Source organism: Ferrovibrio sp. GW821-FHT12E11 (assembly GCF_058806975.1).
This window is the reverse complement of the sequence record NZ_JBXAQG010000001.1, coordinates 3,573,997-3,592,286: the sequence shown is the minus strand read 5'-3', so window position 1 is coordinate 3,592,286 and position 18,290 is coordinate 3,573,997. Positions and strand designations below refer to the sequence as shown.

At 65.9% G+C, this 18,290-nt stretch carries 18 protein-coding genes; 8 read left to right on the top strand and 10 right to left on the bottom strand.

Annotated elements, in window-relative coordinates:
- Positions 1–39: 39 nt before the first annotated feature.
- The 4 genes from AC1ROT_RS17795 (at position 40) to AC1ROT_RS17780 (ending at position 2,660) form a co-directional block, all read left to right on the top strand.
- Complete coding sequence (locus tag AC1ROT_RS17795) at positions 40–462, top strand: Ohr family peroxiredoxin (protein WP_492971216.1); 423 nt, start codon at positions 40–42, stop codon at positions 460–462.
- 58 nt (positions 463–520) lie between these two features.
- A complete protein-coding gene (locus AC1ROT_RS17790) occupies positions 521–964 on the top strand; it encodes a MarR family winged helix-turn-helix transcriptional regulator (protein WP_492971217.1) in 444 nt (147 codons plus the stop codon).
- 147 nt (positions 965–1,111) lie between these two features.
- Complete coding sequence (locus tag AC1ROT_RS17785) at positions 1,112–2,071, top strand: ribonucleotide-diphosphate reductase subunit beta (RefSeq protein WP_493000595.1); 960 nt, start codon at positions 1,112–1,114, stop codon at positions 2,069–2,071.
- 67 nt (positions 2,072–2,138) lie between these two features.
- Positions 2,139–2,660, top strand: coding sequence for a GNAT family N-acetyltransferase (locus tag AC1ROT_RS17780; RefSeq protein WP_493000593.1), 522 nt, complete (start codon positions 2,139–2,141; stop codon positions 2,658–2,660).
- On the opposite strand, the gene AC1ROT_RS17775 is transcribed toward AC1ROT_RS17780, so the two are convergent.
- The 3 genes from AC1ROT_RS17775 to AC1ROT_RS17765 form a co-directional block, all read right to left on the bottom strand.
- Positions 2,657–3,835: a DUF1501 domain-containing protein gene (locus AC1ROT_RS17775; RefSeq protein WP_493000591.1), complete on the bottom strand. Its 1,179-nt coding sequence runs from the start codon at positions 3,833–3,835 to the stop codon at positions 2,657–2,659. The two genes, AC1ROT_RS17780 and AC1ROT_RS17775, sit on opposite strands and share 4 nt — an antisense overlap.
- Positions 3,836–3,837: 2 nt before the next feature.
- Complete coding sequence (locus tag AC1ROT_RS17770; protein ID WP_493000590.1) at positions 3,838–5,190, bottom strand: DUF1800 domain-containing protein; 1,353 nt, start codon at positions 5,188–5,190, stop codon at positions 3,838–3,840.
- A gap of 84 nt (positions 5,191–5,274) precedes the next feature.
- Positions 5,275–5,508, bottom strand: a complete 234-nt coding sequence (locus tag AC1ROT_RS17765; protein ID WP_493000588.1) for a hypothetical protein — start codon at positions 5,506–5,508, stop codon at positions 5,275–5,277.
- Positions 5,509–5,654: 146 nt separating this feature from the next.
- Between AC1ROT_RS17765 and AC1ROT_RS17760 the strand changes: the two genes are divergently transcribed.
- Both AC1ROT_RS17760 and AC1ROT_RS17755 read left to right on the top strand, forming a co-directional pair.
- Positions 5,655–6,611 (top strand): M14 family metallopeptidase, encoded by a 957-nt coding sequence (locus AC1ROT_RS17760; RefSeq protein ID WP_493000586.1) that lies wholly within the window; start codon positions 5,655–5,657, stop codon positions 6,609–6,611.
- Positions 6,612–7,673, top strand: a complete 1,062-nt coding sequence (locus tag AC1ROT_RS17755; protein ID WP_493000584.1) for an AbrB family transcriptional regulator — start codon at positions 6,612–6,614, stop codon at positions 7,671–7,673. It begins immediately after the preceding gene.
- Between the two features lie 675 nt (positions 7,674–8,348).
- On the opposite strand, the gene AC1ROT_RS17750 is transcribed toward AC1ROT_RS17755, so the two are convergent.
- Positions 8,349–10,097 (bottom strand): IlvD/Edd family dehydratase, encoded by a 1,749-nt coding sequence (locus AC1ROT_RS17750; RefSeq protein ID WP_493000582.1) that lies wholly within the window; start codon positions 10,095–10,097, stop codon positions 8,349–8,351.
- A gap of 221 nt (positions 10,098–10,318) precedes the next feature.
- On the opposite strand from AC1ROT_RS17750, the gene AC1ROT_RS17745 reads away from it, so the two are divergent.
- Positions 10,319–11,008 (top strand): FkbM family methyltransferase, encoded by a 690-nt coding sequence (locus AC1ROT_RS17745; RefSeq protein WP_493000580.1) that lies wholly within the window; start codon positions 10,319–10,321, stop codon positions 11,006–11,008.
- A 10-nt stretch (positions 11,009–11,018) separates the two neighbouring features.
- Here the strand turns inward: AC1ROT_RS17745 and tam are convergent, their stop codons facing one another.
- Positions 11,019–11,789, bottom strand: coding sequence for a trans-aconitate 2-methyltransferase (gene tam / locus AC1ROT_RS17740; RefSeq protein ID WP_493000579.1), 771 nt, complete (start codon positions 11,787–11,789; stop codon positions 11,019–11,021).
- Positions 11,790–11,836: 47 nt separating this feature from the next.
- Here tam and AC1ROT_RS17735 point away from each other — a divergent pair, with 47 nt between their 5' ends.
- A complete protein-coding gene (locus tag AC1ROT_RS17735; protein WP_493000578.1) occupies positions 11,837–12,358 on the top strand; it encodes a thioesterase family protein in 522 nt (173 codons plus the stop codon).
- Between the two features lie 64 nt (positions 12,359–12,422).
- Here AC1ROT_RS17735 and AC1ROT_RS17730 read toward each other — a convergent pair whose 3' ends face one another.
- The 5 genes from AC1ROT_RS17730 to AC1ROT_RS17710 all read right to left on the bottom strand — a co-directional run bounded on the left by AC1ROT_RS17730 (position 12,423) and on the right by AC1ROT_RS17710 (position 18,283).
- Entirely contained in the window at positions 12,423–12,719 is a 297-nt protein-coding gene (locus AC1ROT_RS17730) for a cupin domain-containing protein (RefSeq protein WP_493000577.1), read from the bottom strand.
- Positions 12,720–12,863: 144 nt separating this feature from the next.
- Positions 12,864–13,676, bottom strand: a complete 813-nt coding sequence (locus AC1ROT_RS17725) for an RNA methyltransferase (RefSeq protein ID WP_492971230.1) — start codon at positions 13,674–13,676, stop codon at positions 12,864–12,866.
- Positions 13,676–15,283: a citramalate synthase gene (gene cimA, locus AC1ROT_RS17720; protein WP_493000575.1), complete on the bottom strand. Its 1,608-nt coding sequence runs from the start codon at positions 15,281–15,283 to the stop codon at positions 13,676–13,678. The genes AC1ROT_RS17725 and cimA overlap by 1 nt, the downstream gene beginning before the upstream one ends.
- A gap of 1 nt (position 15,284) precedes the next feature.
- Positions 15,285–16,610: a glutamate--tRNA ligase gene (gene gltX / locus AC1ROT_RS17715; RefSeq protein ID WP_493000574.1), complete on the bottom strand. Its 1,326-nt coding sequence runs from the start codon at positions 16,608–16,610 to the stop codon at positions 15,285–15,287.
- A complete protein-coding gene (locus AC1ROT_RS17710; protein ID WP_493000573.1) occupies positions 16,607–18,283 on the bottom strand; it encodes an NAD+ synthase in 1,677 nt (558 codons plus the stop codon). The genes gltX and AC1ROT_RS17710 overlap by 4 nt, the downstream gene beginning before the upstream one ends.
- Positions 18,284–18,290: the final 7 nt, after the last annotated feature.

Sequence of the window (18,290 nt, the reverse complement as noted above, 5' to 3'; positions counted from 1 at the left end):
GCAACGAGCACCCCCGCGCTACCCAACAGGAGACGAACAATGTCCATCACCCCGCTCTACACCACCACTGCCACCGCCACCGGCGGCCGTTCGGGCCAGGTCAAGTCGGCCGACGGCATCATCGACATGACGCTGGCCATGCCCAAGGAACTGGGTGGCCCCGGCAATGCCGCCAACCCGGAAACCTTCTTCGCCAGCGGCTATGCCGCCTGCTTCCAGGGCGCGCTCGGCCTCGTCGCCCGCAACCAGAAGATCACCCTGCCGGCCGGCAACACGGTCACCGTGACCATCGGCATCGGCAAGGACGAGACCAGCTTCGGCCTGAACGCCAAGATCTCGGTCGCCCTGCCCGGCATGGACAAGGCCCAGGCCGAGGCGCTGACCGCCGCCGCCCATCAGGTCTGCCCGTATTCGAAGGCGACCCGTGGCAACATCGAAGCCACGCTCGAGACTGTTGTCTAACATTGTGCCGCGACGCCGGGCTGCAAGGCCCGGCGTCGCCTAACCCCGCGGTTTACGCATGTCCGCCGATACCCAGCTCAAGCTCGACCACCAGCTCTGCTTCGCGCTTTACGCCGCGTCCAATGCGATGACGCGGCTCTATCGCGACCGGCTGGAGCCGCTCGGCCTCACCTATCCGCAGTATCTGGTCATGCTGGTGCTGTGGGAGCAGGACGGGCTGAGCGTCAAAAACCTGGGCGAGCGCCTCTATCTCGATTCCGGCACGCTGACCCCCATGCTCAAGCGCATGGCCGAGGCCGGGCTGCTGACCCGCACCCGCGCCGAGGACGACGAACGCCAGGTGGTGATCCGCCTGACCGACCGGGGCCGGGACCTGAAAGCCGCCGTGGCCGAGATGCATGCCGGCCTGGGCTGCCTGCTGCCGCTCGAACCCCAGGAAATCGGCCGCCTGCGGGCCGAGCTGCGCGGCCTGGCCAGCGGCCTGATCGCGGTGGCGGAATAATCCACAGGCGGTTGCCCGGGCTGTCATAATTCTGACCGTCGAATCCGGCATAATCCACAGGTTCAGCCACTACCCTTGGGGTTTTGGCTTGCCTTGGGCCACCAGATATTGCGATAGTCCCGCACTCAGAATCAGAGTGAGGAACCCATGTCGCTGCTCGACTCCAAGCCCGTCTACAAGCCCTTCAAGTATCCGTGGGCCTACGAAGCCTGGATGACCCAGCAGCGCGTGCACTGGCTGCCCGAGGAAGTGCCGCTCGCCGACGACGTGAAGGATTGGCAGAAGAAGCTGACCCCGGGCGAGAAGAACCTGCTGACCCAGATTTTCCGCTTCTTCGTCCAGGCCGATGTGGAAGTGAACAACTGCTACATGAAGCACTATGCGCGGGTGTTCAAACCCACCGAAGTGCAGATGATGCTGGCCTCCTTCTCCAACATGGAGACGGTGCATATCGCCGCCTACTCGCACCTGCTCGACACCATCGGCATGCCCGAAGAAGAGTATTCGGCCTTCCTCCGCTACAAGGAGATGAAGGACAAGTACGACTACATGCAGCAGTTCGGCGTCGAGACCAAGGCCGATATCGCCAAGACGCTCGCCGTGTTCGGCGCCTTCACCGAAGGCCTGCAGCTCTTCGCCTCCTTTGCGATCCTGCTCAACTTCCCGCGCTTCAACAAGATGAAGGGCATGGGCCAGATCATCTCGTGGTCGGTGCGCGACGAAAGCCTGCACACCAACTCGATCATCAAGCTGTTCCGCACCTTCGTGGATGAGAATCCCGAAGTCTGGAACGAGGACTTCCAGCGCGACCTCTATGTCGCCTGCTCGACCATCGTCGACCATGAAGACGCCTTCATCGATCTCGCCTTCGAGATCGAGGGCGTGCAGGGCCTGACCGCGCAGGAAGTGAAGGACTACATCCGCTGGACCGCCGACCGCCGTCTGCTGCAGCTCGGTCTGCAGCCGATGTACCGGGTGGCCAAGAACCCGCTGCCCTGGCTGGACGCGATCCTCAACGGTGTCGAACACACCAACTTCTTCGAGAACCGCGCGACCGAGTATTCCAAGGCTTCGACCCAGGGCAACTGGGAAGACGCCTTCGCCTGATCGCCTGTCACGCGTTTTGCAGATCATTATGGCCGGGCTTGTCCCGGCCATTTTGTTATGATGGCCGATGACCTATCGCATCCGTCCCGGGCGCCGCGCCGAAGCCGGCCATCTGCGCGACATCGAACGCGCCGCCGCCCAGGCTTTCATCGCCGTCGGCTATCCGGCCATTGCCGGTTATGAACCGACCCATGGCGACGACCTGCGCGAGGCGGTTGAAGACGGCACGCTGTTCGTCGCCGCCGATATTGCCGACCGGCCGGTGGGCTTCCTGCTCTGCAGTGAGCTGGATCACGGCCTCTATGTCCAGGAAATCAACGTCCACCCCGACCATGCCGGCCATCGCCTGGCCGTGCCGCTGCTGACGGCAGCCGAGACGCTGGCGCAGACCCTGGACCTGCGGCTGCTGACCTTGACCACCTTCCGGCATGTGCCGTGGAACGCGCCCTATTATATGAGGCTCGGCTTCGCCGCGATCCCGGACGACATGATCGGGCCGAACCTGCGCATCGTGATTGCGCGCCAGCACAAGGCCGGTCTCGACAGCGCCGACCGCGTGGCCATGCAGCGCGCCGTCCCGGCGCCCTAGCCGCGGATGATATCCGCCGTCGGCACCAGCGCGCTGTCGGGGAACAGCCGCGCCATGGTGGCGGCGCCGTCGAGGCCGAAATGCGCCGCGGCGATACCCTTGTACAGTGCGGTGAGATGCGTGGTCGGCGCGACGTCGCGGCCCTGATAGAGCTGCGGCTGCTTCAGCCCCGGCCAGTCGGCCAGCACGCGACCGCCCTTTACCGCGCCGCCCAACAGGAAACCGGCGCCGCCGGTGCCATGATCGGTGCCGCCGGAGCCATTCGGCATCGCCGTGCGGCCGAATTCGCTGACCGCGAGGATCGCCGTGTCGCGCCAGACCGGACGCAGGCCATCGGAGAGTGCCGCCAGCGCCTGCGACAGCACGGTGAACTGCTGCGCCAACCGATTGGCCTCGGCGCTGTGGGTATCGAAGCCGTTCATCTCGATCACGGCGATGCGTGGACCATCGGGCCGCGCCAGCCGCGCCGCCGCCAGTTGCGCCAGACCGACCACCGCCTGCAGGCTGCCGGGCCTTGTCATCTCGCGCGGCGCGTCGGCTTCCATCTGCGCCGCCGCCATGGCGGGACCGAGCACGGTGTCTTCCGACCACAGCGCCATCATGCGGTCGACAAACACCGCCGGCGCGCCGGGCAGTTTGTCGGGCGCGGCGGAATCGATGCCGACCGGGCCGCGCAATGCAAAGGGCACGGTGGGCCCGACCGCCAGGCCAAGACGTTTGCGGCCCGCGGCCTTTTCATGTTCGGCCAGCAGGCGGTTGAGCCAGCCTGCCGTGCCGGAGGTCGGGCGCTCCAGCCCGGCTTCGAGTTCGTCCTGGGCGGAGAAATGCGAACGGTCGCGATGGCTGCTGGCCACGGCATGGATCGGCAGCAGATCGCCGGCGTCAAAGAAGGATTTCAGCGGCGCCAGATTGGCATGCAGCGCGAAGACATGATCCAGCGGCACCGGCGTCTGCTGGTCGAGGAATTCGCCGCGCAGCCTTGCAAAGCCCGGATCGCCAATCGGCATGATCGCCGCCAGCCCATCCATGCCGCCGCGCAGGATGAAAAACACGAAACGTTTTTCCGTCGCCGCCGACGCAAAGGCGATGCGCGGCATGGCCATGGTGGCCGCGCTGCCGAGCGTGAGCAGGCGGAGGGCATCGCGGCGGGTGGCGGAGGATGCTGTGCGATCCATGCTCACCGCCACTGGAATTCCGGCGCCGCCAGCACGGTGGCGAGCGCGGCGGGGCGGCTTTCGGCCCGCTGCACCGCCTGCCGCGTATCGGGCCGGGCCCGCGCACCGATGGCGAGATCGAGCAGCGCTATCGGCTCGGCGCTGTTGCGCGCGCGCTGGGCCAGTACGAAAGCCAGTTCGATGCGCTGGCGCAGCGCGTCGGGCGCCATCCATTCATTGGCGCGATCGGACCAGCCAGCGGGAGACGGCGGCTGGAACGGTGCCTGGCCGAATTGCCGCAGCAGGCCGATGAAGCGCTGCGGCGGCAGATCGGCATTGCTGAGCCGCACGGCGGCCAGCATGAAGTCGCGCGGATTGCGCAGCTTGCGGTATTGCGGATCCCAGGCTTCGGGCAGGTCGATCAGCGTCAGCGCCAGCTGCCGCAGGTCGCCCTGCGTGTCGCGGAAGGTTTTCGCCAGGGTGGCAACAGCACCCGGCGGCGGATCGTCGGCGATGAAATGACGGGCCAGCTTCAGCGCCAGATGCTGCGCCGTCTCGGGCTGGGCGGCCAGCATCTGCAGGGCGGCGATGCCCTGGTCGGAACTCTGCTGGCTGAAATTGTAGCCCAGCAGCGCCTGCGGGCCGGGCTCGTGGATATTGGGGCGGAAGCAGGCGGCGCCGAGCGTACAGCCCTCCTGCGGATTGCGGCCGACCGACCAGCCGGTGAGGATCTTCGCCAGCGCGATCACATCGGCCTGGGTGTAATGCGCCGCCGGACTGATGGTGTGCAGCTCCAGGATCTCGCGCGCATGATTCTCGTTGAGGCCGACCTGGCGGCGCGCGCCGGCCTTCGACGATGGCCCCAGCGATGAGGCATTGTCGAGATAGAGCAGCATCGCCGGATGGCCGGTGACGGCGAGCAGCATGTCAGAGAAACGGCCGAAGGCATGCGGCCGGATCGCCTCGCGTTCATAGGCGCCGACCAGCGCCATGACGATCTGGTCGCGGCCGGCGACGGTGAAATGATTGGCCCAGAACTGCACCCAGCGTTCGGCAAAGGGCGCGTCGCTCTGCGCCTGCGTCTGGAACAGCGTCGTCACCTCGGTCTGGATATTCTGCTGCAGTACCTGGCGCGCGGCCTTCTCGGCCTCGGCCAGATCCTTCTGCTTCGCCTGGCGATAGGCATAGAAGGCGCTGGCCTGGCTCTGGGCCGAGGGCAGGCTGGCGAGCGCCGCCGGCATGACCGCCGCGCTGCCCTTCGCCGGCACCTGGCCCTTCAGCCAGCCGCGCGGATCGGACTCCAGCGCCGCCGCATCGGCGGGGCGGATGCCGAGGCCGAAGCGGTTGGCGGCGTGGATGGCACTGGCAGACAGCATGGGCACCTGTTCAGGCAAGGATACCGCAGTTCACGCCCCGGCGGCGGCAATCCTGCTCCCGCCCCCTGTGACAAATACCCGGGTTCAGGCCAGCAGGTCGATGAACAGGCCCTGCTGGTCAAGCTGCGCCTTGAGCGCGATGGCCGAGGCGCCCTCCTGGCCCTGCGCGCCCTGCAGCAGGGCGGCGGCCTGGGCCATCACATCGGGACTGAGGCTGCCGCTGCTCACCGCCTTCAGCGCGACAAGCTGCGCCTGTTCGGCCTGGCGCAGGCCCGCCAGGGCAACGGAAATACCGGATGCACCCGTAATCGTCGTCATGCCGCAACCCTAGCGGAGGGTGGAATAATCCTCAACCGGGGACTCAACCCCACCCTGCCGCTGGGCTGGCCCGGACGATGGCGCTACACTGCCTGCTATCGATTCTCATCGCATAATCTCCCCGTAAATCGACATTGAACGGACCGATGACCGCTCTGCCTCCCAATCCCCTGCTGCCCATCCCGATCGCCCAGTACCGCGAGGGCAATACCGGCGTCCCCTATGCGCACCAGTTCGATTCCGGCCTGCCCGGCCCGCATGTGGCGATCACCGCACTGGTGCATGGCAACGAGGTCTGCGGCGCCCATGTGCTGGACCTGCTGCTGCGCGAGAAATTCCGCCCGGCCAAGGGCAAGCTGACGCTGATCTTCTGCAACGTCGCCGCCTATACCCGCTTCGATCCCGACGAGCCGGCCGCCTCGCGTTTCATCGACGAGGACATGAACCGCGTCTGGGGCGCCAATGCGCTGGATGGCGACCGCCGCTCCATCGAGCTGGACCGCGCCCGCGAGATCGAGCCGCTGATTGCCGAGGTCGATCTGCTACTGGACGTGCATTCGATGCAGCAGCCCTCGCCGCCGCTGATGCTGTCGGGTCCGCTGGCCAAGGGCCGCACACTGGCCGCCCAGGTCGGCGTGCCGGCCACCGTGGTGGCCGACCAGGGCCACAAGGCGGGCCTGCGCATGCGCGACTATGGCGGCTTCGGCGATCCGGACAGCGCCAAGAATGCCCTGCTGGTGGAATGCGGCCAGCATTGGGACCAGGCCAGCAAAACCGTCGCCATCGAAACCGTGTTCCGTTTCCTGAAAAGCACCGGCCTGGCCACCGATGCCGACCTGGCGCGCCATGGCGTGACGCCGCGGCCGGCGCAGCCGCAGAAATTCGTCGAAGTGACCGAGGCCGTCACCATCGCCACCGAGAGCTTCGCCTTTGCCGAAGCCTTTACCGGGCTGGAAGCGATTCCCGCCGCTGGTACAGTGATCGCCCATGACGGCACGCAGCCCATCGCCACGCCCTATGACGACTGCGTGCTGATCATGCCGACCAAGCGGCTGAAACCGGGCCAGACCGCCGTGCGGCTCGGCCGCTACATCACCGCGTAAATGTTCAGACAGCTCGGCTTCAGCCTGCCTGCTCTGTGCATCGGCGCAGTGGGCGGCGCGGCCTTTCTGTACCTGCGCATGCCGCTGGCCTGGATGCTGGGCAGCATGTTCCTGGTCGGGCTCTGCGCGCTGGCCGGGCTGGACAAGAAAATCCGCATCACCGTCAACCCGCTGCTGCGCGCCATCATGATCACGGTGATCGGCGTGATGCTGGGCAGCACCTTCAAGCCCGAAATGATCGACCGCGCCCGCGAATGGATCGGGCTGATCGTACTGATGCTGGTCTATATCCCGATCGTCACCGCGATCTGCTACGTGATGTTCCGCCGGCTGGCGCGGCTCGATCCGGTGACCGCCTATTTCTCGGCGGCGCCCGGCGGCCTGCAGGAAATGACCCTGGTGGGCGAGCATTACGGCGGCGACGGCCGCAGCATCATCCTGACCCATGCGCTGCGCGTCTTCATCACCGTGATGACCGTGCCGGTGTATTTCCGCTTCGTGGAAAACCTCAACGTGCCACCGATGGCGCAGGGCCCGCATATGTGGCAGCTGCCATGGCATGAAGGCGCGCTGCTGGTGGCCTGCGGCGTGGTCGGCTGGTATGCGGCGCGCTTCCTGCGCATCCCCGCCGCCCAGTTGGTCGGGCCGATGGTGGTCTCGGCCATCGTGCACCTGTTCGGCTGGTCGCATGCGGCGCCGCCGCCGGAGCTGGTCGCCACCGCCCAGGTGGTGATGGGCGCGGCGCTCGGCTGCCGCTTCGTCGGCACGCCGCTGAAAGAGGTCGGCCGCATTGCCACCTATGCCGTGCTCGCCACCTTTGCCATGCTGGCGGTGGCGGTGGTGATGACGGTGTGGTTCGCCGACTGGGCCGGCATCAAGAGCGAGGCGCTGATGCTGGTGCTGTCGCCCGGCGGCATGGCCGAGATGAGCCTGGTGGCGCTCGGCCTCGGCGTCGAAGTCGCCATCGTGGCGTCGATGCATATTTTCCGCATCGCCGTGGTGGTGATCGCCGTGCCCTTTGCCTTCCGGCTGCTGGGCCTGAAGGCGAAACCGACGGACTGAGGCGGCGGCCATATCCGGGCTTATCTGAGTCTTATTCGACTCTTATTTGCGCTTATTCGATCCTTATTTGCGCTTATTGGAGCCTTATTCCGGCGTATTCGATCCTTATGCCGGCTTATCCGGTCCATATGCCGACGAAACGGACCGCCGCGCGTCCTGCCGCACGGCCATGAGGGTTTTCAGACCTAACCCACTGATCTGTCTGGACCGGCCGACTGCACAGCGCGCCAAACCGAGCCAAACTTTGCCAATCTGAGCCATCCTTGAGCCAAAGTTGGCCAAGCCTGGCCATCTGGAACCATCTGCGGCCTTTACGCGCCAGCCTGAGCCCAGCCTTTTCATACCGGTGTATGGCAATCGCGTGCTGGCGGAGGCTTATCTGAGTCTTATTCCGGCTTATTCGAGTCTTATTCGACTCTATTCGCGCCGCTTCGCTGGCCTTCGTTTGGCTTCGCGCCGCTTCGTTTGCGTTCTCGGGTGTTCGTTTGGCTTCGCTGGCGTTCGTTTGGCTTCCGGCGCGCCATGCCGACCGATCCGCACAGGACCAAGCCATGACGACCCGGTCGCGCGTACCGGGTTATGCGGGAGCAGATTCACGATGGGCAAGAACGGCAGAGTCTGCTGTCAGGTAAGACTCCGCCCTGCGGCGTCAATGAGATTAAAGAGATTTAATCTTCACGGCACCGTCTTCGTGATCGCCGGCAGCGCGAAATCGAAGTCGCAGCCCTGCTCCGCCTGGGTCACCGTATCGAAATAGAGCCGCTCGTAACCGCGGCGGCCTTCGCCTGAGGGCAGCGGCGGCAGCGCGGCGCGGCGCTTTTGCAGCTCGGCCTCGTCCACCAGCAGATCGATGCGGCGGCCTTCGGTATCGAGCCTGATGCGGTCGCCCGTCTTCACCAGCGCCAGCGGACCGCCAGCGGCAGATTCCGGCGCGATATGCAGCACGATGGTGCCGTAAGCCGTGCCGCTCATGCGCGCGTCCGAGATGCGCACCATGTCCTTCACGCCATGCTGCGCCAGCTTTTTCGGGATCGGGATATAGCCGGCCTCCGGCATGCCCGGCGCGCCCTTGGGGCCGGCATTGCGCAGCACCAGGATGTCGTCGGGTTTCACATCGAGATCGGGCGCATCCAGCCGCGCGGCCATGTCGGGCAGGCTGTCGAAGACCACGGCGCGGCCTTCATGCTGCAGCAGGCTTTGCGTGGCGGCGGCCTGCTTGATGATGGCGCCGTCGGGCGCGAGGTTGCCACGCAGCACCGCCATGGCGCCGTTCTTATACACGGGCGCGGCCATCGTCTTGATCACATCCTGTTTCCAGCCCGGCGGCATGGCGTCGATATTCTGGCCCAGCGTCTTGCCGGTGACGGTGAGGCAGTCGCGCTCGATCAATTCGCCCAGCTCGCGCAGGATCGGCGTCAGGCCGCCGGCCTTGTGCAGGTCTTCCATGTAATGCTGGCCGGTCGGTTTCAGATCGACCAGCACCGGGGTCTCGCGGCCCATCCTGTCATAGCCTTCGAGATCGACGGCAATGCCGCTGCGGCCTGCCATGGCCGTGAGGTGAATCAGCGCATTGGTGCTGCCGCCGACGGCAAGCAGCACGCGCAACGCATTGCGATAAGCCGCCGGCGTGAGAATCTTGTCGGGCGTCAGGCCCTCGGCCGCCATCGCAACCGCACGCGTGCCGGTCTGCTCGGCCAGACGCCGACGTTCGGCATGCACCGCCGGCACCGCCGCGCCGCCGGGCAGCATCATGCCGAGCGCTTCCACGGTGAGCGCCATGGTGGATGCCGTGCCCATCACGCCGCAGGTGCCGATGGTGGGCGCGAGTTCGGAATTGACCTCGTTGATCTCCTGGTCGTTGACCTCGCCGGCGCGGTAGCGCGCCCAGAAGCGGCGGCAGTCCGTGCAGGCGCCGAGCTTTTCGCCGCGCCACGATCCGGCCAGCATCGGACCAGTGACCAGCATGATGGCCGGCACATTGGCGCTGGCGGCGCCCATGAGAAGCGCCGGCACGGTCTTGTCGCAGCCGCCCATCAGGATCACGGCGTCCATCGGCTGGGCGCGGATCATCTCTTCCGCATCCATCGCCATCAGGTTGCGCAGATACATGCTGGTCGGGTTGGCGAAGCTTTCCTGGATCGAGATCACCGGAAACGGCACCGGGATGCCGCCGGCCAGCATGACGCCGCGCGAGGCCGCCTCGATCAGGTCGGGCACATTGCGGTGGCAGGCATTGTAGCCGCTGTCGGTATCGACGATGCCGATGATCGGCCGCTCCAGCGCCTCATCCGTATAGCCCAGCGCCTTGATGAAGGCCTTGCGCAGGAAGACGGAGAAGCCGGCATCGCCGTAATTGGCCAGATTGCGCTTCATGCCCCGGGCCTGGGCGGCGGCGGGTTTGGCGGCGGGCTTCTTGTCGGACATAGAGTTCACTCCCAGGGACGAGGCCCTTTTTTAGCGCGTCAGCACGGGGCAGACCAGCATCGCAGCCACCCTCACCCTCCCGTCGCGCACGCGCCGGGTCCCTCCCTCTCCCGCTTGCGGGAGAGGGTTGGGGTGAGGGCCTTCATCGTCAGAGCCGCGGCTGGAGTTGGCGCCCGGCCCTGCCTATACTTGCGCCGCACACAGCGGGGGATACGGGCGTTATGGGAGTTCCGGCGGATGCGTGGCGGGCCAGACCGTCGCTGCGCGAGAAATTACGGCTGCTGCGCAAACGCTGGTGGCGCAAATCCTGGTCGCAGTATGGCGAGGATATCAGCCTGCTGACCCTGTTTGACGGCCGCCGCGACGGCATCTATGTCGATGTCGGCTGTTTCCATCCGCGCCGCTATTCCAATACCCGCGCGCTGTATGAGCGCGGCTGGCACGGCGTCAATATCGACATCTCGCCGCGCAAGATCGCGCTGTTCGATTTCGACCGCCCGCGCGACCGCAATGTCTGCTGCGCCGTGACCAAAGAACCGGGCGAGATCACCGCCTATGTCTTCGGCGACGGCAGCGCGCTCGACACCACCGACAAGGCCGTGGCCGATGAATGGGCCAGGCGGTTCAAGACCAGCTATATCGCCGCCACCGTGCCCTGCCGCCCCTTGAGCGATATCCTGGATGCCGCCGGCATCACCCGCGTCGATTACCTGAACATCGATGTGGAAGGCGCCGAGATGGGCGTGCTGGGCGGGCTGGATTTCGACCGCATCGCGCCGGGCTGCATATCGGTGGAAATCCATGGCGAGATCGCGGCGGCGCTGCAAAGCCCGGTCTATCGCTTCCTCACCGAACGCGGCTACGCGCTGCACTCCTGGGTGCGGCCGACGTTCATTTTCCTGAAGGCGTGAACGCGCCGGCCTAAAGCGGCTTCTGGGCCAGGATGAACAGGCGTCGGAAGGGAAACAGCGTGCGGCCGTCCTCTTCGCGCGGATAGGCCTGGGCAATGCGGGCGCGATAGTCGGCCTCGAAGACGCTGCGCTCGGGCTCCTCCAGACGGTCGAGGAAGGGCTTGAGCGCGCTGCCCTTGGTGAATTCGGCCACCGGATTGGCGCCCGACATCACCTGCAGATATTCGCTCTCCCAGATCTCGAGCGTGGTGCAGTGCTGCTGCAGGATACGCCAGTAGACCGCCGGCTCGGCCACCGGATAACGCCGCAGATGCGGTTCCAGCCGCGAGCGCCAGGGCCCGAGCTCAATCGTGTCGGTGATGCAGGTATGGGATTTGGCGCCGTGGTTGCGCGGCATCTGCACCGCCAGCCAGCCGCCGGGTTTCAGCCCCTGCAGCAGGCCGGGGAACAGCGTCTCGTGATCGCCGAGCCATTGCAGTGCCGCGTTGCTGTAGATCAGGTCGACCGGCGCGTCGGGCTGCCAGGCGGCGATATCGGCCTCAACGAAACGCGCAGTCGGATAATCGGCCTGCGCCTTGGCCAGCATGGTGGCTGAAGCATCGACGCCGGTGAGCTGGGCTTGCGGCCAGCGCTGCCGCAGCAGCGGCGTCAGGTTGCCGGGGCCGCAGCCGAGATCGACGACAGATGCAGGGGAAACCAGCGGCACGCGGGCCAGCAGGTCCACGGCGGGGCGCAGCCGCTCGCCGGCGAATTTCAGGTATTGCGTCGGGTCCCAGGACATGATTACCAAGGCTACCCGAGGAAACGAAACCGGCAAGGCGATTTGTTATGAATTCTTCTCAAGACCGGCGCGATTACGCTCAACAGGCCTTCGACGCGCCGCTGGAGCTGACCGGCATGGCTGTCCAGCCTGAGCACATAGATGCCAACGGCCATATGAATGTCGGCTATTACAACGTGATCTTCGACCAGGCGCTGGACAGGTTCTTCACGCCCTTCGATCTCGACTGGTCCTATGTGCAGCGCACCAATCTCTCCACCTTCGTGCTGGAGACCCATGTCTGTTACCTGCAGGAGGTGCTGGAGGGCGATCGTTTACGCTTCACCTTCCAGCTGCTGGATTTCGACGCCAAGCGCATCCATTACTTCATGCAGATGCATCACGCCGAGAAGGGCTATCTGGCGGCGACGAGCGAGCAGATCCTGGTGCATGTGGATCTGGCGACGCGGCGCTCCAGTCCCTTCCTGCCCGAACACCAGACCCTGTTCGCCAACATGCTGGCCGGCCATGGCAAACTGCCGAAGCCGCGCCAGGCCGGCAAAAGCATCGGCATGACGAAGAAGGGCTGAGAGCCGCGCGCCCGCCACACCTCCACACCCGTCATGCCACGCGAGCGTGGCATGACGATTGGGTTTACAGCTTGATCTCGACTTCCACGAAGGCCATCGCGGCCTTGCCGGCGTTGATGACGTCATGGGCCACGCCCTTGGGGCGCGAATAGCTGCCGCCGGCCTGCATCTCGATCAGGCTTTCGCTGCCATCCTGGGCAATGATCTTCATCATGGCGTCGGTCAGGTAGGTCACCGTGTAGGGATACTGGTGCACATGGAAACCGGTGGCGGCGCCGGGCGCGAAATCCCAGCGCGTGATGCGCACGCGCTCGTCGTCGGCCTGCTGGGTCGGGGTGGCTGATCCGGTCGCCTGGCACATGGGGGCTCTCCTGTTTTCGCTGCGCCGATCCTAGGCCGTGGCGGCAGAACCGGACAAGCGCGGAATTGTCACGCTGCAATCCGCAGCAAACAGAAAAGCCGTCACTCTCGGAATAAACCCAAGGATGACGGTCTATTGTGAGGCCTAGTCCTGCTGTTTCTTGCGCAGGGCCGCGCGCAGCGGCCTTCCCTGCGCGATCGCCTTCAGCATGCCACGGAAGGTATGGACCTCCTGGCTGGCCAGCGGCACGCGCTGCAAGGCCGAGCGCAGGTTGCGCAGGATGGCGCCGCGCTTGGGCTCGACATTGTGGAAGAAGGCGGATTTGTCCAGCTCGTCGGCCAGATGGTCGAACAGGCCCTGCAGCTCCTCCTGGGTGGCGAAGCCACCGCGCACGGTGTCGAGCCGGCTCGGCGCGGTGTCGTCGTTTGCCGTGAACCATTCATAGCCGAGCAGCAGCACGGCCTGGGCGAGGTTCAAGGACGAGAAGCCGGGATTGAGCGGCACGCTGATGCCGACATGAGCCAACGCCACATCCTCGTTATCCAGTCCGGTGCGTTCGCGGCCGAACAGAATCCCGACGCGGAAGCCATCACGCTCCTCGGCGCGCATGCGGGCGGCGGCCTCGCGCGGCGTGACCACCTCTTTCATCATGTCGCGATGGCGCGCCGTGGTGGCATAGATGCGATGAAGATCGGCCACCGCCTCGGCGGTGCTTTTGAACACGCTGACCGCATCCAGCACCGGATCGGCCTTGCTGGCCAGCACATAGGCGGCCGGGTTGGGCCAGCCGTCGCGCGGATTGACCAGGCGCAGTTCGGTGATGCCGCAGTTCAGCATGGCGCGGGCGGCAGCGCCGATATTCTCGCCGAGCTGCGGCTCGACCAGCACCACCACCGGCCCGCGCCGCAGCGGCCCCGGCGGCGCGAATTTCCCGAGCTTGGGACGATTGGTCGGCATTATTTCGAAGGCTGGGCGCCGTCGCGCAGCAGCTTCCACTGGATCGAATCCATCAGCGCCACAAAGGCCGCGTCGATGATGTTGGGCGAGACGCCGACGGTGAACCAGCGGTTGCCCTGGCCATCGGTGCTTTCGATCATCACCCGCGTGGTCGCATCGGTGCCGCCATTGAGGATACGCACCTTGAAATCGGCCAGCCGCAGGTCGTCGATATAGCTCTGGTAGCGGCCAAGGTCCTTGCGCAGCGCCTGGTCGAGCGCATTGACCGGGCCGTTGCCTTCGGCCACCGAGAACAGCGTCTGGCCATCGACATCCAGCTTCACCGTGGCTTCCGAGATGGTCACCAGCTCGGCGCGGGCATTGAAGCGGCGCTCGACCTGGACGCGGAAGCTGCGAATCTTGAAAAAGTCGGGCATCTGTCCGAGCGTGCGGCGCGCCAGGATTTCGAAGCTCGCCTCGGCGCCATCGTAGGAATAGCCCTGGGCCTCGCGCTGCTTCACATCCTCCAGCAGCGCATTCAGCCGGCTGTCATTCGGATCGTAGGCGATGCCGGCCTCGGTCAGTCGCACCAGCAGATTCGAGCGGCCGGCCTGGTCGGAGATCAGGATCTGGCGCTTGTTGCCGACGCTTTCCGGCGGCACATGCTCGTAGGTGCGCGGGTCTTTCATCACCGCCGAGACATGCAGGCCGCCCTTATGCGCGAAGGCCGAGGCGCCCACGTAAGCCGCATGGCGGTTCGGCGCGCGGTTGAGCAACTCGTCCAGCGTGCGCGAGGTGGCGGTCAGATGGGTCAGGTCCTGTTCGCTCAGGCCGATATCGACATGGTCGGCGAACCAGGGCTTGAGCATCAGCGAGGGAATCAGCGCGATGAGGTTGGCATTGCCGCAGCGCTCGCCCAGGCCGTTCAGTGTGCCCTGCACCTGGCGCACGCCGGCTTTCACGGCGGCCAGCGTGTTGGCCACGGCATTTTCGGTGTCGTTATGGGTATGCACGCCAAGGCGCGAGCCGTCGCCGAGTTTCTGCACGACTTCACTGACGATGCGTTCGACTTCCCAGGGCATGGCGCCGCCATTGGTGTCGCAGAGCACGGCCCAGCGTGCGCCGGCATCCAGCGCCGCCTTCAGGCAGTCGAAGGCGAATTTGGGATTGGCCTTGTAGCCATCGAAGAAATGCTCGGCATCGAACATCGCCTCGCCGAATTTCTTATGCGCCGCGGCGATGCTGTCGGAGATCAGCTCGATATTCTCGGAAAGCGGAATGCCGAGCGCCACATCGACCTGGAAATCCCAGCTCTTGCCCACCAGGCAGGCGGAATCGGCGCTGGCATTGAGGATCGCAGCGAGGCCGGGATCGTTGTCGGTCGAGCGGCCCGGCCGCCGGGTCATGCCGAAGGCGACGAATTTGGCGCGCTTCAGCTCGGGCTTGGTGGCGAAGAATTCGGAATCGGTGGGATTGGCGCCGGGCCAGCCGCCCTCGATATAGGCGACGCCGAGCCGGTCCAGCGCCCTGGCGATGACGCGTTTGTCCTCGACCGAGAAGTCGACGCCCTGCGTCTGCGCCCCATCGCGCAGCGTCGTGTCGAAGAGATAAACCCGGTCCTTGCTCACGTCAGACTCCCGTCAGCCGCTTGACGACGCGACCCCATCCGATCAGCGGCAGCAGCGGCGCCATTTCAGGCCCCTTGTCGCGCCCGGTCAAGGCCAGGCGCAGCGGATGGAACAGACCCTTACCCTTGGCGCCGGTCTTGGCAGAAATTGCAGCCGTCCAGGCCTTCCAGGTGGTGGCGTCCCAGGGCTCGGCCGGCAGGGTCTCGACGGCGGCGGCGATCACGGCGGCATCCTCGATCACCGGACTGATCTCGCCAGCGACGACGGGCCACCAGTCGGCGGCCTCGGCCAGCCGGCCGATATTGCCGCGGATGGCGAGCCAGAAGCTTTCCGTGGCGCCAGGCGGCAGGCGGTCGCGCAGGGTGGCGAAATCCGTCGCATGCAGGATTTTCGTGTTCAGCAGGTCGAGTTCATGGGGATCGAGCCGGGCCGGCGCGCGGCTGAAGCGCGTCAGGTCGAAGCCCGCGACCAAGGCCTGGTTGTCGTGCTGCGGCTCCACCGGATCGGCCGAGCCCAGACGGGCCAGCAGGGAATTCAGCGCCATCGGTTCGTAGCCCTGCTCGCGCAGGTCGGCCAGCGACAGCGAACCGATGCGTTTGGACAGGCCGCCGCCTTCGGCATCGAGCAGCAGCGAGAAATGCCCGAAGACCGGCACGGCATAGCCCAGCGCCTCGAACAGCTGGATCTGCGACGCCGAGTTGGTGACATGATCCTCGCCGCGGATGATATGGGTGATGCCAAGGTCGCCGTCATCGACCACCGAGGAGAGCGTGTAGAGCGGATAGCCGTCCGAGCGCACCAGCACCGGATCGCTCAAGCTCGCCGTATCGATCTCGACGCGGCCATGGATCAGGTCGTCCCAGCCGGTGACGCGATGCTCCAGCTTGAAGCGCCAGTGCGGCTTGCGGCCCTCGGCTTCCAGCTTCGCGCGGTCGTCGTCGGTGAGTTTCAATGCGGCGCGGTTATAGACCGGCGGCTTCTTCTGGCTGAGCTGCACCTTGCGGCGCAGGTCGAGTTCTTCGGCCGTCTCATAGCAGGGATAGAGCCGGCCGCTGGCTTTCAGTTTTTCCGTCGCCGCCGTGTAGAGGGCGAAGCGGTCGGACTGTTTGGCGTAACGGTCCCAGTCGAGACCGAGCCAGCGCAGATCGTCCTCGATGCCCCTGGCGAAGTCCTCAGTCGAGCGCGCGGTGTCGGTATCGTCCAGCCGCAGCAGGAAGCTGCCGCCGTGCTTACGCGCGAACAGCCAGTTCAGCAGCGCGCCGCGCGCGTTGCCGACATGCAGCCGGCCCGTGGGGCTCGGCGCGAAACGAACCGCGACGGGACTCATTTTTTCTGGTCCCGGAAGGCGTTGGTAATCGGATAGCGGCGGCCGCGGCCGAAATTGCGCGCGGTCAGGTTGACGCCGGGCGGTGCCTGCCGGCGCTTGTATTCGGCGATATACAGCAGATGCTGGATGCGGCGCACGACGTCTTCGGGCTGGCCTTTGGCGACGATCTCGCGGACCGGCATCTCCTTTTCCACCAGCATTTCCAGGATGGCGTCGAGCTGCTCATACGGCGGCAGGCTGTCCTGGTCGAGCTGGTTGTCGCGCAGTTCCGCCGTCGGCGGCCGCTCGATGATCGCCGGCGGAATCACCACGCCGGCCGGGCCCAGGCTGTTCAGCGGCCGGTTGGCGTTGCGCCAGTGCGACAGCTCGTAGACCGTCATCTTGTAGACGTCTTTCAGCACGCTGTAGCCGCCGCACATGTCACCATAGAGCGTGGCATAGCCGACCGACATCTCGGACTTGTTGCCGGTGGTCAGAACCATATGGCCGAACTTGTTCGACAGCGCCATCAGCGTGACGCCGCGGATGCGCGACTGCAGGTTCTCTTCGGTGATATCGGGCTTGGTGCCCTTGAAGGCCGGGCCGAGCATGCATTCGAAAGCGCCGAAGGCCGGCTCGATCGGGATGGTCTCGTAGGGCACGCCCAAAGCTTTGGCGCAATCGGCGGCATCGTCCAGGCTGCGCTGCGAGGTGTATTTCGACGGCAGCATCACACAGCGCACACGATCCGGCCCCAGCGCATCGACGGCGACGGCGGCCGAGATGGCGGAATCGATGCCGCCCGAGAGGCCGAGCACCACGCCGGGGAAACGGTTGCGGTTCACATAGTCGCGCAGGCCTTCCACCATGGCCTGGTAGATGCTGGGCAGGCGCTCCATCGGCTTTTCGACCCTGCCCGGTTCGCAGACCCAGCCGTCGTTGCCGCGATGCCATTCGCTGACCGTAAAGTCGTCGATGAATTCCGGCTGGCGGATGGGCAGGCTGTGATCGGCATTGACGACAAAGCCGCCGCCATCGAAGACCAGTTCGTCCTGGCCGCCGGTGCGGTTGACATAGAGCAGCGGCAGGCCGGTCTCGACCACGCGCGCCACCACCAGCGGCAGGCGCTGGTTCCATTTGTCGGTCTCAAACGGCGAGCCGTTCGGCACGACGAGAATCTCGGCGCCGGTCTCGGCCAGGCATTCCGACACATCGGGCAGCCACATGTCTTCGCAGATCATCACGCCCAGCCGCACGCCACGGAAGACGATGGGACCCGGCAGAGGCCCGGCGGTGAAATGGCGCTTCTCGTCGAAGACGCCGTAATTGGGCAGTTCGTGCTTGTGCCGCACGGCGGCGATCTGGCCGCCCTCGAGCAACAGGGCGGAATTGTAGAGATTGCCGTTCTCGCGCCAGGGCGAGGTGACCAACACGGCCGGGCCGCCATCGGCGGTCTGGGCCGCCAGCTCGCGCACGGCGGCCTCGCAGGCCTCCTGCACCGAGGGGCGCAGCACCAGGTCTTCCGGCGGATAGCCGATGATCACCAGCTCGGGCAGGACGACCAGATCGGCCCGGGCCTCGGCGGCGCGCGCACGCGCCTGCTCGACCAGCCTGCGGTTGCCGGGAATGTCGCCCACGGCCGGATTGACCTGGGCCATGGCGATGCGGAGACGGTCTAGCGGGGCGGCGGACATGGTGTTT